At 62.5% G+C, this 13921-nt stretch carries 14 protein-coding genes; 5 read left to right on the forward strand and 9 right to left on the reverse strand.

Translation table 11 applies throughout. The features are described from left to right. Positions 1-65 precede the first annotated feature (65 nt). The 8 genes from EKH80_RS10895 to EKH80_RS10930 form a co-directional block, all read right to left on the reverse strand. The gene (locus EKH80_RS10895) at positions 66-404 is read right to left on the reverse strand and encodes a hypothetical protein (RefSeq protein WP_126684796.1); all 339 of its coding nucleotides are present in this window, start codon (positions 402-404) and stop codon (positions 66-68) included. 48 nt (positions 405-452) lie between these two features. Further along, complete coding sequence (locus EKH80_RS10900; RefSeq protein WP_126684797.1) at positions 453-1073, reverse strand: OmpH/Skp family outer membrane protein; 621 nt, start codon at positions 1071-1073, stop codon at positions 453-455. A 147-nt stretch (positions 1074-1220) separates the two neighbouring features. Then, a complete protein-coding gene (locus tag EKH80_RS10905) occupies positions 1221-1844 on the reverse strand; it encodes a hypothetical protein (RefSeq protein ID WP_126684798.1) in 624 nt (207 codons plus the stop codon). Positions 1845-1854: 10 nt separating this feature from the next. Further along, positions 1855-3606 (reverse strand): putative porin, encoded by a 1752-nt coding sequence (locus tag EKH80_RS10910; RefSeq protein ID WP_158628818.1) that lies wholly within the window; start codon positions 3604-3606, stop codon positions 1855-1857. Positions 3607-3660: 54 nt separating this feature from the next. After that, positions 3661-4335, reverse strand: a complete 675-nt coding sequence (locus tag EKH80_RS10915; RefSeq protein WP_126684800.1) for an energy transducer TonB family protein — start codon at positions 4333-4335, stop codon at positions 3661-3663. A 10-nt stretch (positions 4336-4345) separates the two neighbouring features. Continuing rightward, entirely contained in the window at positions 4346-4750 is a 405-nt protein-coding gene (locus EKH80_RS10920) for an ExbD/TolR family protein (protein ID WP_126684801.1), read from the reverse strand. A gap of 10 nt (positions 4751-4760) precedes the next feature. Beyond that, a complete protein-coding gene (locus EKH80_RS10925) occupies positions 4761-6575 on the reverse strand; it encodes a DUF2341 domain-containing protein (RefSeq protein ID WP_126684802.1) in 1815 nt (604 codons plus the stop codon). 26 nt (positions 6576-6601) lie between these two features. Next, complete coding sequence (locus tag EKH80_RS10930; protein ID WP_230473619.1) at positions 6602-8221, reverse strand: ShlB/FhaC/HecB family hemolysin secretion/activation protein; 1620 nt, start codon at positions 8219-8221, stop codon at positions 6602-6604. A 528-nt stretch (positions 8222-8749) separates the two neighbouring features. Here EKH80_RS10930 and EKH80_RS10935 point away from each other — a divergent pair. Genes EKH80_RS10935 through EKH80_RS10945 form a run of 3 tightly spaced genes read left to right on the forward strand, consistent with a single transcriptional unit; the run spans position 8750 to position 11202 of the window. Beyond that, a complete protein-coding gene (locus EKH80_RS10935) occupies positions 8750-9649 on the forward strand; it encodes a secretin and TonB N-terminal domain-containing protein (RefSeq protein ID WP_126684803.1) in 900 nt (299 codons plus the stop codon). 10 nt (positions 9650-9659) lie between these two features. Next, positions 9660-10205, forward strand: coding sequence for an RNA polymerase sigma factor (locus EKH80_RS10940; protein WP_126684804.1), 546 nt, complete (start codon positions 9660-9662; stop codon positions 10203-10205). A 22-nt stretch (positions 10206-10227) separates the two neighbouring features. Then, on the forward strand, positions 10228-11202 hold the full coding sequence (locus EKH80_RS10945; protein WP_158628819.1) for a FecR family protein: 975 nt from the start codon (positions 10228-10230) through the stop codon (positions 11200-11202). Between the two features lie 74 nt (positions 11203-11276). Here EKH80_RS10945 and EKH80_RS10950 read toward each other — a convergent pair whose 3' ends face one another. Further along, the gene (locus tag EKH80_RS10950; RefSeq protein WP_126684806.1) at positions 11277-11480 is read right to left on the reverse strand and encodes a hypothetical protein; all 204 of its coding nucleotides are present in this window, start codon (positions 11478-11480) and stop codon (positions 11277-11279) included. Between the two features lie 296 nt (positions 11481-11776). Here EKH80_RS10950 and EKH80_RS10955 point away from each other — a divergent pair, with 296 nt between their 5' ends. Then, positions 11777-12355 carry an RNA polymerase sigma factor gene (locus tag EKH80_RS10955; RefSeq protein ID WP_158628820.1) on the forward strand — a complete coding sequence of 193 codons (579 nt, stop codon included), beginning with the start codon at positions 11777-11779 and terminating at the stop codon, positions 12353-12355. Next, entirely contained in the window at positions 12355-13362 is a 1008-nt protein-coding gene (locus tag EKH80_RS10960; protein WP_126684808.1) for a FecR family protein, read from the forward strand. Before EKH80_RS10955 ends, EKH80_RS10960 begins: the two co-directional genes overlap by 1 nt. The last annotated feature ends 559 nt before the right edge of the window (positions 13363-13921 follow it).

The following is a 13921-nucleotide window of genomic DNA, read 5'->3' on the forward strand; positions in this document are numbered from 1 at the left end:
CATGGGGGTTGTCGCGGGGATTTCACGCGTTGATTACGTCGCGGGTTTTCGCGCGACGGGTGATTTCAATGCGTACCGATTGGCACGCCCAGTATCGGCGGCGCAGCCAGCGGCGGTGGGCGCTGCGGCGTTACGGATTTACCGAGATGGCTGCCCATTTGATGGCTGAACGCGGAGTAGTTGAATTGCCCGACCTGCTGATTGCCGGGCATTTGCGCAACGGCATCGAGCTGCACTTGCGGTTGAGACGCCGGGTGGGTGGACGAGGCCAAGCGCTGGTTGAGGCAGGCATAGGACAAGGCCGGCCGGTTGTTGACGCTGACGTCCACACACGAAGAAGACGCCGAAGCTTGCGCGGGTGCAACCGTCTGCGCCGTCGCAGACACGGCTGCGAGACACATCATGCTTAATCCTAGGACGGGTTGCACCACGCGCATGCTTTCATCACCGGCTTATGGTTGAGCGCCGCCCGAGGCACCGCCGTTGGCGGGAAGTTGCTCCAGGTTGAATGAAAGGGTCGTGACTTTGGCATCCAGGCCTTGCACAACCAGTGGCGTCAGATCGTTGGCCATGTTGCCACCGATCACCGTGTTGCGATCCAGCAGCAAACCGCAACCCTTGCTGCGATAGGAATCGGTGATCACCGACTGCTCATACTGCGCGATCTGGCCCAGGGCCTTGATGCGCGTGGCTTCGATTTCCCGTGCGCGCAGGTTCTGGTCGGCCTGCACCTTTTGCATGCGTTGCGCCAGCGCCTGCTCGCGCGACTGGCGCTGATCGGCGGACAGCGATGCCGCTTGCGAACGATAGGCCTGCACGTCGGCATCGACCGGCTTGCGCTCCGCGTCAATTTCGCCCTGGGCCTGGTCGGCCAGCTGCTTCAGCCGTGCGGAGGCGGCCTTGCCGACCTTGGCATTGGCAAGGATCGCTTCGCGCGACAGCAAGCAGACGCCGGAGACGGCGGGGCCACCCAGCGGGGGACCATTGTCGCTCGATTGGGCGTAGGCGCCGGCGGCCGGAAGGCTGGCGAGGAAGATGGCGGCCATGGCGGAGAGCGTTCGGTCAATGCGCATGCGGGGTCCTTGAAGGTTGACGAAAACGGTTGCGAGCCTCCCAACGTACGCCAGTTGGCCTTCAATTGCAGCAACTCCGTAGGCTGGGTTGTGAAACCCAGCATTGCCATGTGGCGACTCGCGCGATGCTGGGATTGGCATCCCAGCCTACGGTTTCCTGGCGGGAGTGGCCCGTGGGTCGTAACGCTGCTCGTACAGCTTGTCCCCATACGCCTGCGCCGCGTTTTCCAGCTTCACTCGCTCTGAGGCGGCGAACGGTTCGCGGCTCGCGATGACTTTGCCAAGCGTCATATGGCTGTACTCGTCCAGGATTTCATTGCCGATCTTGTACAGCTGCTGGTTCCTGGCCGCGCAGGTAGTGACTTGCTGCTGCGCTACGTTCAATTGCCCGGCAAGTTCGGTGCCTTGCTGTTCCTGCGCATGCTCCCTGGCGTTGGCATCCGCCGCCGTTTTTTGCAGGTCCTGCAACTGCGCTTCCGCCTGCTGGCGGGCGACACGCTCGGACGCCAGCACGGTGGCGTCTTGCGTAGAGGTGGAGTGGCTCTTGCCCAGCTCAGCCTTCGCGGCATCGGCCTCCTTGCGCGCCGCATCGCGTGCCTGCTCAAGCCTGGCCTTCTCCGCCTGCCATTGCGCTTGCTGGCCTTGCAGATCCTGCAATTGATTGCGGGCATCGGCGAGCTGGGTGCGCAATTGCTGTTCCAGCGTTTGCGCGTGCAAACCACCGGCAAACATGGCGCTTAGCAGGATGGCGAGAGTTGCTGCATGTTTCATCGCTCAGCCCTCAGAATTTCGTGCTGATTTCGAACTGCACCACGTCCAGGGTGAACGGCGGGCCGTACACCTGCTTGGCGCCGAAGTAACGTGCCGACAGCCACGTACGCTGCGCAATGCCGTAGTCGGCCGTGAGGATGAAGCCTTTGGCATTGGTCCCGCCGAGGTGGAAGTTCTGGTCGGTCAGGCCATCGAGCGTGGCATCGGGCTGCAGATACTTGTAGCCCAGCGCGATGTTCCATTCGTTGAGCGCCATAGGCTGCGGCGTGCCGATGATGCCGCGCAACAGCCAGCCGACCGGGCCGCTCTTGTAGGGGCCGTTGCCGCCTGGCGTGCTGCTGCCCAGGTAATTGTTCACCGGCACGCCCAGGCCATTGGGATAGCGGTCGAATGCGGCACGCATGTGGTAAGCCATGTTGCGCTCGTATTCGGCCTGCAGCTCGATCGGCGTTTCGCCCACCTTGAAGTCGACCTTGTTGACCAGGTCGGCGACATGATAGTTGTACGACAGGCCCACGAATTGCGGCTGCGCGTAGTTGGTCGGCGAGGACGTGCTGGGGACGATGTCGCGCAGCAGGAACACCGTATTACCCCACTGCATGTAGTCGGGCACGGTGTTGTCCGTACTGCAATAGTTGATGCCGGTGTACAGCGCGCATGGCGCAGAGAGCTGGCCTTGCATGCGATTGAAGAAGTAATAGGCCAGCGCCGCCCGCCACTGCGCATCCTCGGCGAACTTCCAGGTGAAGCCCAGCTGGGTAGCCCACATCCATTTGTCCCCGGCGCCATACTTCTGGTTGCCGAAGGCCTGGGTAGGTGCGTTGTTGCTGGTGTACTGGATCGGAATTGCGCCCGCGGTGACGAAGCCCTTCAGATCGTCGGTGACGGGAAATTCACCATGGCCGATCACACCATCGAAATTGAGTTCGGGCGAAAAGATGAGATCGGTCTGCAGGAACGGCGTAGGCATGCGGCCGGCGGTGACCGAGTAATACTGGCTCGGCTGCCAGCGCACCCAGGCCTGGTCCAGCCACAGGTTCTTCTTGACCAGGCCGCCGCCCAGCGTCTGGGTGGTGGATACCGGATTGTTGTCGTTGCCCGAACCAATGCGCACACCGGCGGTGACGGTATCGCCCAGCTTCACCTTGATGCCGATATGCGCTTGCATGCGCAGCATGTTCAAACGGTTCTGGGTGGAATTGAGGATCGGCGGCGCCACCCCCTGGGTGATGCTGTTGATGTCGTACGGGCCGTTCTGGTTGAGCGCGGCGTAATTGATGAAATCCGGCGAGTTCTTGCGGCTGTAGTACCAGGACTCGTCGCGCACCCGCACGTCGCCGTACCAGCTGATTCGGTCCAGCCATTCCGGCAAGGCGTCGGGTGCGGCCCAGTGCTCGGACTTGGCTTGCGCGATCACTTCCTGCTTCACCTGCTCGCGAATTTCATTGCGCACGTTCTGCGGCACGTAGACGGCGCGCACGTCGCCTGGCTGTGCGCCATCCGCAGGGCCGGCAGTGGCGGCGGCTTTTTGCGCCTGCAAGGCTTCGTCGTCGGCCTGCTTGATCAGGCCATCGGCTTCGCCTTGGGTGATCAGCCCCTTCTTCACCATCAGGCGAATCAGGTTGACGGTAGCGTTGGTTGAGGGTGCAGCATCCTGCGCGAGCGCCGCAGCAGCTTGCCCGGCCAGCAGCAAACCGATGGCGATGCACAACACGCTCCTGCGAGGGCGCCATACATGATGGTTGGCGGTTCGAAACTTCATCACGTTCTCCAAATACGGTGGCATTGCTTATCTGGCGATACAAAAGTCGGTCGATCAGCCGGGCCGGTAACCACGCATGGCCACGCGCACCGGCATGCTCAGGCTGGGCGGCGGCGGCGTATCGATGCGCACGCCGCGCAGCACCTCGAGCAGGGCGCCGTCGGTCTTCTCGACGCCACTGGGCTTGATCAGTTGCACACGCGTCACGCCGCCATCGGGCGATAGCCACAGGTTCACGCGCACCTCGAACACCAGACGGCGCGTGCGGTCGTCGCGCTGGACGGCTTGCTGCAGGGCATAACTGAGGTATTGCTCGTAGGAGGAGCCACCCACGCCGCTGCCGCCGCCGCTGCCCACCATGCCGCCACCTTCTCCGGCGCCGATGTTGAAGGCGTCGTTACCGGCCTGGGCCGGGCCGTTGATGGTGATCTGCTTGGCGACGTCGGGTGCCTTGGGCGCCTGCACCGGCTTCAAGGGTTCAGCCGGCTTGGGCAGCTCCTGATTGGTTTCCTCCACCTTCTTCGGTTCCGGCGGCTTTTCCTTGGGCGGTGGCGGCGGTGGCGGCAATGGTGTGATGGTGGCGATGCGCGGCGCCGAGCGGCGCACGCCCACTTCGTGGCCCGCGAGCATCCACACCAGCCATGCCGCGGCAAGCAGCAGCACGATGGCGATGATGCGTGCGCGCCATCGCTGCCATCCTGTCCGCTGTGAGTAACCGGGCTCGAACATCGCTAAGCTCTCAGGTGGATTGCCTGCCGGTCACCAGACCGACCTGGGAAAGTTCGAGACGGCGCAGCAGGTCGAGCACATCGACCACTTTCTGGTACGGCACGTTGGAATCGCCCTTGACGATCACCGGGAATTCCGGCGTGAGCGCTTTCTGTTCGCGCAAACGCTGCTCCAGCTCGCCCATGCTCACCGGAAACGCATCCAGAAAGACTTGCCCGCTGTCCGAAACCGTGATCGCCTTGGTTTGCGGCCTGGCCAGGCTCACCGAGGCGCTGGCCTTGGGCAGGTTCACCTTGATCCCCTGCACGGCTGCGGTAGTCATGATGATGAAGATCACCAGCAGCACATACGCCAGGTCCAACATCGGCGTGATGTTGATGTCGTCGTAGGGCTTGTCTTCGTCTTGGACTTGCATGACCGCCTCCTCAGCCTTCCACTGTGGAGAGGTCGACGGCGCGATGCAGCTCGGCCAGGCGGGTCACGAATTCGTCGACGAACACCTGCATGTTCGCGGTGACCGCCTTGTTGCGTGTCAACAAGTAGTTGTAGCCGAACAGGGCGGGAATCGCGACGGCCAATCCAGCCACCGTCGCGAGCAGGGCCGCGGAGATACCCGGCGCAATCGCATTGATGTTCACGTCGCCCGCGGCGGCGATCGCTGCGAAAGTGATCATCACGCCGACTACCGTGCCGAGCAGGCCAAGGAACGGACCGCCCGAAATCGCAATGGTCAGCATCACCATCGAGCGCGACAGCGCCTGGTTCTCGCGCACCAGAGTGGAGTCCATCACCGCGCGGATCGCCTCGATGGATTCGGAGGCGATCACCAGTCGGCCATCTTCATCGCGGCGGCGCCATACTTCTTTCGCTCCAATTTCGTAGAGGCGATACAACGACGAGCCAGCCAGCTCGCCCTTCACCGCCGGCGAGACATGGTTGCCGGCAAGGCCCAGCAGGTTGCCGCCAAGTTCGCGGTAGCGGTGCAGAAAACGTTCATTCGCGTTCGTCACCCGCGACACGTAGTTGCCGCGCTGCCACATCACCAGCCAGGAGATGATCGCCATGATCAACAACACCGCGATCACCACCCAAGCATCCACCGTCACCGACCTGACGATGATGCCGAAGTAGCCGAAGCCGAAGCCCGACTTCTTCTCGTCCTCGCCGTAGCCGATCAGCTTGGATTGAGCACCTTGGGTAAGCACATCGGCCGCAATCATCGCTGCCGGCCGTGCGATGCGGGACAGGCGCAACTCGTCCATCTGCCCTACGAAGGCGGCAAATGGCACCGGTGCATTGGCCGTACCCGCAACGTCGCCACCCACCGCTGCACTGCCGCTCAGGGCGGGAAGGGCGGCGGCGAGGTTGGCGGATGGCTGCCCATTCACGTACAACGTGATCTGGCCATTGCCGGCGGCGATCGCCAGATGCGTCCACTGGCCCGCTTTCAACGCTGCCGAGCCGTTGGCGCGTTGCGGGGCGTTGCCGCCATCCACTTCGACGAAGGGGGCGCCGTTGTCGATACCTATCAGCAGCGCCTTGTTGTCCTGGCGATGAGCGTAGATCAGCGTCGCCGTCGTGGGCAGGACATCCAGCTTGATCCAGGTGCTGAGAGTGAAGCTACCGCCATCCTTGATTTCGAGCGAGGAACTGGTCGGCAGCGTCACCACCGTCGTGCCGTCGAAGCGCGCCGCGTTGCCTGCGATGCCTCCATCCGCTGTGCGCAACGCACCGCTCGCCGCATTGTTGCCGTAAGCGGTGGCATCCTTCGGCGGCTGCCCCGTCGACTCGTCGAAGTGATACACCAAGGTGTAGTCCGCATCGAACGTGGCGGCGCCGTTGCTGAACACTGGAGCTTTGCTGTCGCCGTAATACATCCAGATGGTCTGCTGGCCGTTGGCCGGCAGATCCGTGGCGTCGAGCCAGATCTGCGCCACGCCCATCACCGGATCGAAGTTTTCGATCTGGTAGTTCAGCGGCGTCTTGCCGTCTGCACCGACGAAGCGCAGATCGGAGCCGTTCTTGGCCACGCCGTCGAACTGGAAGTTGCCCGGATGCAGGCGGATCAGCAGCGGCATGCGCCCGACCGGCTGCGTGATGTTGCCGCCGCTGGGGCTGGTGTCCAGCGTGATGGGTTTACGGTACGACCAATCGTCGTTCCACCAGGAAGCCTCGCCGGCCAGGCCCGGTTTCGGGGCCAGCAGCAGGCACAGCGTGCACAGAAGGATGAAATACCGCATGGTCGTTTAGCCTCTATCCAAAGTGATTACAGTCCCGCCTTCACGCTGAAAAGCAGATGCCCGTCGTGCGCCCTGGTCTGCACGCCGCCACGCAGCGGATAGGCGTATTCGAGATCGCCGTTCACGGCATGAAAAAGAGTGAATGAAGTGCCTACGCCGGTACTGAGCAGGGTGAATCGCCCGCGCTGATCAGGCAGCGGATCGATCAGCATCAGGCGTGCGCTATCAACGAAGACATGGAAGCGCCAGTCGTCCGCGAACGATCCCAGCCATGCATGGATCGATGGCGTGCGCAGCTCCACCGAAGCGATCGCGCCGTTGTCAGCGGTTTCTTCCGCCGACAGGTAGCCGCGCACGCTGCTCATGCCGCCGGCCGCGAACTGCTCGCTGGAAATCAGCGGCTGATTGCTGGCCTGCGCACTGGCGCGCGTGGCAAGGGCGAAGTCGCCGGCAAAGCTGCGCGCGTAATTGAGGTCCAGGTGCAGGTCGGCGAAATTGTCGCGCGCGTTGTAGCGCTGGTTGTCGAACGCCTGGTTGCTGCTGCCAACGCCGCGCCAACCGAAGTTACCAGTGAGCGTAAAGCCGAGGGTGGATTTCTCTTCGGTGCGCTGGCCGGTGTAGGACGCCGAAAGGGGGTAATACGTGAGGGGCGCCTGCAGCGTCTGCCCACCCAGCCGAATGTTCTGCTCGAAGTGCTTGCGGCTGATGCCGAACGAGACTAGCTGCGTGTAATCGCCGCCCAACAGGGGCAACTGCTTGGTTGCCTGAAGGCTTACCGCGTTGCCCTTGCCCAGCACGGTGGTGCCGCCCAGCGTGTTGGCATTGCTGTTGGACTTGTACGCCGAACCGAGCAGGCTCCATTCCGTGTTCAGGGGTGCCAGGTACGACAGCGCATAAACTTCGGTGGCGTGCCGGTCCTGCGGTGCAACGATATAGGTGGCCGAAACGGTATGCCCCAACTGCCACAGGTTATCGTAGCGGACGGAGGCGATGGTACGCAGATCCGGCGTATAGGCACTGTGGTCGTTGTTGACCTCCACACTGCCGTGCAGCGGATAGGTATCGTCCACCTTGAGCGTGACATCCATGGTTTGCGGCATGCTGCCGGGGCTCAATAACGGCACGATTTGCCTTCCCGGCTGTCGGTTGAGATCGGTCAGTTCCTTCTGCACCTGATTGAAATTGGGTACGGAGCCTTGCGCCAGCGAGGGCACGGCATCGCGGATCTGCTGCGGCGAGTGATACTTGGCGCCTTCCACACGCAGACGGCCGATGCTGTTTTCCATCACCTGCAGCAGGATCACGCCGTGCTTCACCTGCTGCGGCGGAATCTCCACCACCACCGACTGGTAGCCCTTGGACTGATACAGCTTCTGCAGCGCATCGCGCGCAGCATGCACGTCGTTCATGCCGCGTCCGGGCCCCAGATAGGGCTCCATCGAGTTTTCGACATCGGCGGCTTGCAGCAGGGTGTTGCCGCGTACCAGATACTCATTGATCTGGAAGCTGGCCGGCGCGGACAATGCGGACGGCGCCGTTTGGTCTTGCGTTTGCGCCGCAAGCGGAAACGCTAGTACCGCACTGATCAGCGCCGCCAGCGGACGCGCAAGACGCACCGATGGGCTCGCTCCATGCCGCATGCTCATTCGCCGCCTCGTGCTTGCGCCGGCCGATCGGCGCCCATCCGTCGATGGCGCGAAGCTACTGCACCGCCGATAACCGAATCACGACAGCCGCGTGTCGACTCTACAACACGGCCCCCTGCTCCCCAACCACATCCCTGTGGCGCTTGCAATCCCTGCAACCGATGTCTGTTGTTCCTGCTCACGCAATGCGCATCCCGATCGCGACGGCGTTTGGCCGTCCATTTGCAAGAGTCGAAAAGCCCCGCACGCGAACGCCGAGCGCTGCGCGTGACCCAAAGACGGCGTCCTTAGCTTGTCCACGACATCCCTGCTCGGATAGACCGGCTGCTCGGTTCCGGACTGAACCGTGTCACGAAAAATTCATGGATCGGGCGTAGACAGGGGTTTTCGACATGCAGGTGTCATGTGTCCGGACACACGACATCGCGCGATTCACTGTCACATTGCGGGCATAGCCTTTAACAGGCTGTTGAGAAACAGTCTGATGGAGCAGGCCACGGATGGTCTGCCGCGAATCAAGCACGGCAAGTGCTTGATTCGCGGCAGCAAGTTCGGACATGCGCCGAACTTGCTGCGTTGAGAAAGTGCAGGAAGCACTTTCTCGACATCGTGTTGGAACTTGTCCAAGGAGGCCATACAACGTGTGTCGCTTTCGTATCAAAGGGTCTTGAGTACTTCGTCGTTCGACGGTTTGCCGATGTGGTTTTGTGTTTGACGCTGTGTTTGGCATCTCCTGCGGAAGCGGTTTCCACCCTGTATCAAGCGAATATCCAGACGAATTCGCTTGGGGAGCCACGGACCGGCGCCCCCCAGGCCGACGACATCATCGCGTTCGACATGCCACCGCAGTCGCTGCTGACGGCGTTGCGAACCTATAGCGAACTCACTGGGCAGGCAGTGCTCGTGGATAACGCGTTGGCGGCGGGACGGCACTCTCCCGGCATTCACGGGAGCTACGGCAAGACCGAGGCATTACAAAAGCTGCTTGCGGGGACCGGGCTGGTCGCGAGTTTCTCCAGCGACCAGGCGTTCACGTTGAAGCTTTCGGAGGTGGACGTAGCCGTTGACGGAACGGCGCGCAAAGGAGCTCAGAGCCTTGGAATGGAGGAAAACCAAGCCGTGATCGAACACTACGCCGGAAAAATCCAACGACCGATCGAGGTGGCGCTATGCCAATCCGAAGAGACGCGACCTGGTACGTATCGGCTCGCCTTGCAGATATGGATCGCGGCATCGGGCCGGATCGAGAAAGCCAGGCTGCTAAGCCCCGTCGGCAGCCAGCGTGATGACGAAGTGCGGAAAGCTTTGAACGCTCTTGAGCTAGAACCGCCGCCGTCCGGTATGCCACAGCCGATCACGCTGCTGTTGCTGCCTGGTCGAGCTGACCGGGCTTGGGCCTGTGCCCCAGCCCTGCCCTACGTGCATTGAGATGTAAGCGATGGAAACCACGCCATTGCCGTTGCTGCGCCTGTTCATGGAACGCCGTCAGGAGTTGCGGCGGCGCCTGAAACATCGCCTGGGTTCGGACGAGCTGGCCAACGACGCCTTGCAGGAAACCTACCTGCGCATCGAGCGTATGGGCGACAGCTCGTGCATATCGAGCAATCCGGCCGGTTACCTGTTCCGCATGGCGATCAACGCCGCATCGGACCAGCGTCATGCCGAGGCGCGCTACCTCACCGGCAGCGAGGTCGAAGATCTGCTGAACGTCGGGACGGATACGCTGGACCCGGCCCGGGTGGTGCATGCCGAGCAGGAGGTGCAAGCGCTGGGCCAGGCCTTGGCCGAACTGAGCGGACGGCAGCGCGCCATCCTGATCGCGGCCCGGGTCGAGGACGTGGCCCAGGAGGAGATCGCCCGCCGGTTCGGGATTTCCGTACGCATGGTGGGCAAGGAACTGAAGAAGGCGCTTGAACATTGCGGCAGGCGTCTCGATCGCAAGGTCGTGCAGCGGTTCGGTCCGGGCGCCGGAAAAGAGTCTTAGGGGTATGCCGAGAATCGACCCAATGGCCCATCATCGCGCCGTGCTGCAGAAGGAAGCGCAACGCTGGCTGCTGCGCCTGACCTCGGGCACGGCTACCACGCAGGATGCGCGCGCCTTCGAACACTGGTGCGGGCAAAGCGCTGCGCACGTGCAGGCATTCGCCGAAACCCGCCGTTTATGGGAGAACCTGGGGCCGGCTGCGCAGGCGTGGCTGGCCGGCGAGCGAGTACGCGCTGCGGCTGCATCCCAGCGTGCCGCCGACGTACCGCGCATCAGTCGCCGGGCTTTTCTCGGCGCGGCCGTCGCCGCATCCGCTGCGCTGGTTGTGATCCATCCGCCACTGCGGCTTTGGCCGTCACTGTCGGAGATGGCAGCAGACTACCGCACGGCCATCGGCGAACAGCGCGAGGTGGACCTCGGCCAGGGCATCGTGGTGCAAATGAACACACAGACCACGATGAGCCTGCACAAGTCGCAAGGCCAGCTCGCCGGTATCGAGCTACTGGGCGGCGAGATCCAGGTGAAGGCCACCACCGCAGCCTCCGGCCCGGTAAACGTGCTTGCCGGGGGCGGTCGCATCGACGTCGCGGCGTTGGGCAAGTGCAACGTGCGCTGCTACGACGGCGATGTGCAGGTCACTGGCCTGGATGGGGCCACCACTTTGCGCTATCGGGGACAGACCGCAGTGCTCCGGACAGCGCAAAGCGCTGAATACGGCAACGGCAGGGTGGGCCAGGTCAGGCCCGCGGATCTTGAAGTCACCATGGCGTGGCGGCGGCGCGTACTGATTTTTGATGGCCAGCCGCTGGCCGAGGTGGTGCGCGAGATCAATCGCTATCGTCCGGGCAGGATCATTCTGGCCAACGACGTCCTGGCTGCACGCAAGGTACAGGCGCGTTTTTCGCTCAATCAGCTCACCGACGTGGCGGCACTGATCCAGGATGCCTATGGGGCAAAGGTCACTGCGCTGCCGGGCGGGATCGTCATACTCAGTTGAGTCCGTAGGCTGGGTTGCAAAACCCAGCATTGCCATGCATGTAACAAACGCGACGCTGGGATTGTCATCCCAGCCTACATGTCGCTGGAACGGATAAAGGACAGGCCTTTGGGCGTCAGCTGCAGCGTCACGCCGTGCCCTTGTGCATTCAACGGCTGGACCAGGCCCATGGCGAGCAGACGCGAGGCGATGGATTCCGGCACCGCCGATGCGCGTCCTTCGGCAACGCATTCCAGGCCGGATACTTCATGCTTTTCGAGCTGGATCGCCACGTTCACGGATGCTTTGCCTCGAAGGTTGGATGGATCAAGCTTGCATCGGATGTATGACAAAATTCCACCCGATGCGTGAATCCAGAGTATGGCCAGGACGCTGGCAAAGAAAGCGCCATGGCGCAGCGGGACGCCGTCTTTTGGATCGATCTGGGTGCTGAGCGTTGCCGCCTGGACGCGTACGCACCGGTCATGGCACTGGGGGCAGGCCCTTCCTCCGCGCGAATTGCTCGATTTGCATGCCACCCTGTTTTGCGCCACAGTCGACCCACTCTGGATGGGGAGTAGGTGCGAAAGCGGGGATGAAGAACAAGCAGGAGAGTGCGCCGATAGGGGGGCCGGGCATGCCGGTTCTTGGCGCACGCGACAATGCGCATCATTTCGAGACGTTTCTGCGTGGCCAGTTCCGTGGCCTGGTGCAGTTCCTGCGCGCGCGCACGGCCAACGAGCAGGATGCGGAAGATGCGGCGCAGGAGAGCATGACCAAGCTGCTGCGATATCGCGAGTCGGAGCCACCGTCAGCCTGGAAACAGCTGCTGTACAGGATCGCGGTAAACGTGGCGCATGACCAGTACCGGGTCGCACTCAGTCACCATAACAAGGATCACGTCGGGCTGGATGGCCTGGAAATTGCCACCGGCGAGCACACGCCCGAACAGCGAGCTCTGTACGACCAGCAGGTGGCGCGGTTGTCCAAGGCCATCCTGGAACTGCCGCCCAAATGCCAGCGCGTGTACCTGCTCAAGCGCGCGCAAGGCATGAGCCATGCTGACATCGCAAAGCGCTGCGACATCTCGGTAAAGATGGTCGAAAAGCATCTGGCCACCGCCCTGGCGCAGTTGCGGCGCAAGGTAGGTGATTCGTCGTCGGAAACGTTTTGATGAACATGGACAGGGAAAATGCCAACCGTGGTGTGCAGGCCGGCTCGCAGGACGAGGCCGAGCAATGGTTTGCCCGTCTGCTCGACCGGAACTGTCCGCCACAACAGCGTGCCGCGTTCGAGCGCTGGCGCGACGCCGATCCGGCGCATGCGCAGGCATACCGCGAACTGGAATTGCTGTGGAAACGCAGCGAAGAGGCCATCAAGGACCCTGCGGTGATGGAAGCCGCTCGTCGCGCCTTGGGCCACGAGCCGGCTGCTCGTACGCCGCGGCGCTGGGCCCTTCCTGCCCTGGCAGCCGGCCTGGCCATGCTGGCTGCCCTGTTTGCCCTGCCCCGTTGGCTGTCGCTCCCTGCCGATCCGGCCGGCACCGCCTACAGCACGGCCGCAGGTCAGCAGCGCACGGTGCAGCTTGCCGATGGTTCGTCGATCCTGCTCGACACGGACAGCCAGATCTCAGTGCGCTACAGCTCGCGTACGCGGCGTGTGGATCTGCTGCAAGGGCAGGCGCAGTTCACCGTGCAGGGCAATCATGCCTGGCCGTTCGTGGTGCATGCGGGCAGCGGAACGGTAACCGCGGTCGGCACACAGTTCCAGGTACGCGTCAACGGAACTTCCACTGACGTGGCGCTGTTGAAAGGCAAGTTGGCGATTGCCACGCAGGTAGCCGATGGCACAGCACAAAACGCCGCGCTGATCGGTGGAGAAAGCCTGGGCTTCGACCAGGGCGGACACATCACGCCGGCGCATCCCCTCGATCTGCAGAGAGCGCAAGGCTGGACCCAGGGCAAGTTGTTCGTGCACGACTGGCGGCTGCCGCAATTGCTGCTGGAGATGAATCGCTACAGCAGCACGAAGCTTGCCATTGGCGATCCGTCGCTGCAGGACATCCATGTCAGCGGCATTTTCCGCACCAACGATCAGCAGACGTTCTTGCTGCTGCTTCAGCAGGGTTGGGACATTCACGCCAGGCGCGTCGGGCATACGCAGATCGTATTGTCGCGGTGAAGCTAGGTTGGGGGTTGAGCCCCCAACAGCCCCCGTTGATTACGCGCAGTTGCTGCATGTCGTAGCTTGCTACATTGCCTGCGGCGCTTTCTGGTCGCAAGCGACCGAGTTACTTTCTCTTGCGTGACCAAAGAAGAATAACCAAGAGGGATTTCGCACTGTTGCTGCATCTTGCAGATCGGTGCATTGCCTGCGGCGCTTTCGGTCGCAAGCGACCGAAAGCGCCGCAGGCAATGCACCGGTCTACGACATGCAGCAACTGTGCGTGATCAACGGGGGATATTGGGGTTCACCCCCCAATTCACGTGCGCGTGTACGCAATTCACGCGCAAGCTTTCTTCTCCCAGGTAGGGTTGTATTCACCGTCTCCGTCTTAAAGTTTGGCGACGCTTCAATACGGCTTGCGTAGAGGGATCAAGGGGACGCAGCCGTCGATAGGAGTTCTTTTCAGCGGCGCCGGGCATCGCTGCGAATCAACGTGCCGCACTTGCGGCAAAAACTATTGCATGGGGCTTTCGAGCCGCATCGGCTTCGTTTGCCCTAAAGAAATCGGGGAGTT

It is taken from the genome of Dyella choica, from assembly GCF_003977665.1.
Classification (GTDB): Bacteria; Pseudomonadota; Gammaproteobacteria; order Xanthomonadales; family Rhodanobacteraceae; genus Dyella_B; species Dyella_B choica.

What these genes read in the sequence shown, in the direction of transcription:
- EKH80_RS10910 (WP_158628818.1), bottom strand. Translation starts at nt 3,606, where the DNA reads ATGAAGTTTCGAACCGCCAACCATCATGTATGGCGCCCTCGCAGGAGC.
- EKH80_RS10900 (WP_126684797.1), bottom strand. Translation starts at nt 1,073, where the DNA reads ATGCGCATTGACCGAACGCTCTCCGCCATGGCCGCCATCTTCCTCGCC.
- EKH80_RS10930 (WP_230473619.1), bottom strand. Translation starts at nt 8,221, where the DNA reads ATGAGCATGCGGCATGGAGCGAGCCCATCGGTGCGTCTTGCGCGTCCG.
- EKH80_RS10945 (WP_158628819.1), top strand. Translation starts at nt 10,228, where the DNA reads ATGGCCCATCATCGCGCCGTGCTGCAGAAGGAAGCGCAACGCTGGCTG.
- EKH80_RS10940 (WP_126684804.1), top strand. Translation starts at nt 9,660, where the DNA reads ATGGAAACCACGCCATTGCCGTTGCTGCGCCTGTTCATGGAACGCCGT.
- EKH80_RS10925 (WP_126684802.1), bottom strand. Translation starts at nt 6,575, where the DNA reads ATGCGGTATTTCATCCTTCTGTGCACGCTGTGCCTGCTGCTGGCCCCG.
- EKH80_RS10960 (WP_126684808.1), top strand. Translation starts at nt 12,355, where the DNA reads ATGAACATGGACAGGGAAAATGCCAACCGTGGTGTGCAGGCCGGCTCG.
- EKH80_RS10905 (WP_126684798.1), bottom strand. Translation starts at nt 1,844, where the DNA reads ATGAAACATGCAGCAACTCTCGCCATCCTGCTAAGCGCCATGTTTGCC.
- EKH80_RS10895 (WP_126684796.1), bottom strand. Translation starts at nt 404, where the DNA reads ATGATGTGTCTCGCAGCCGTGTCTGCGACGGCGCAGACGGTTGCACCC.
- EKH80_RS10920 (WP_126684801.1), bottom strand. Translation starts at nt 4,750, where the DNA reads ATGCAAGTCCAAGACGAAGACAAGCCCTACGACGACATCAACATCACG.
- EKH80_RS10955 (WP_158628820.1), top strand. Translation starts at nt 11,777, where the DNA reads ATGAAGAACAAGCAGGAGAGTGCGCCGATAGGGGGGCCGGGCATGCCG.
- EKH80_RS10915 (WP_126684800.1), bottom strand. Translation starts at nt 4,335, where the DNA reads ATGTTCGAGCCCGGTTACTCACAGCGGACAGGATGGCAGCGATGGCGC.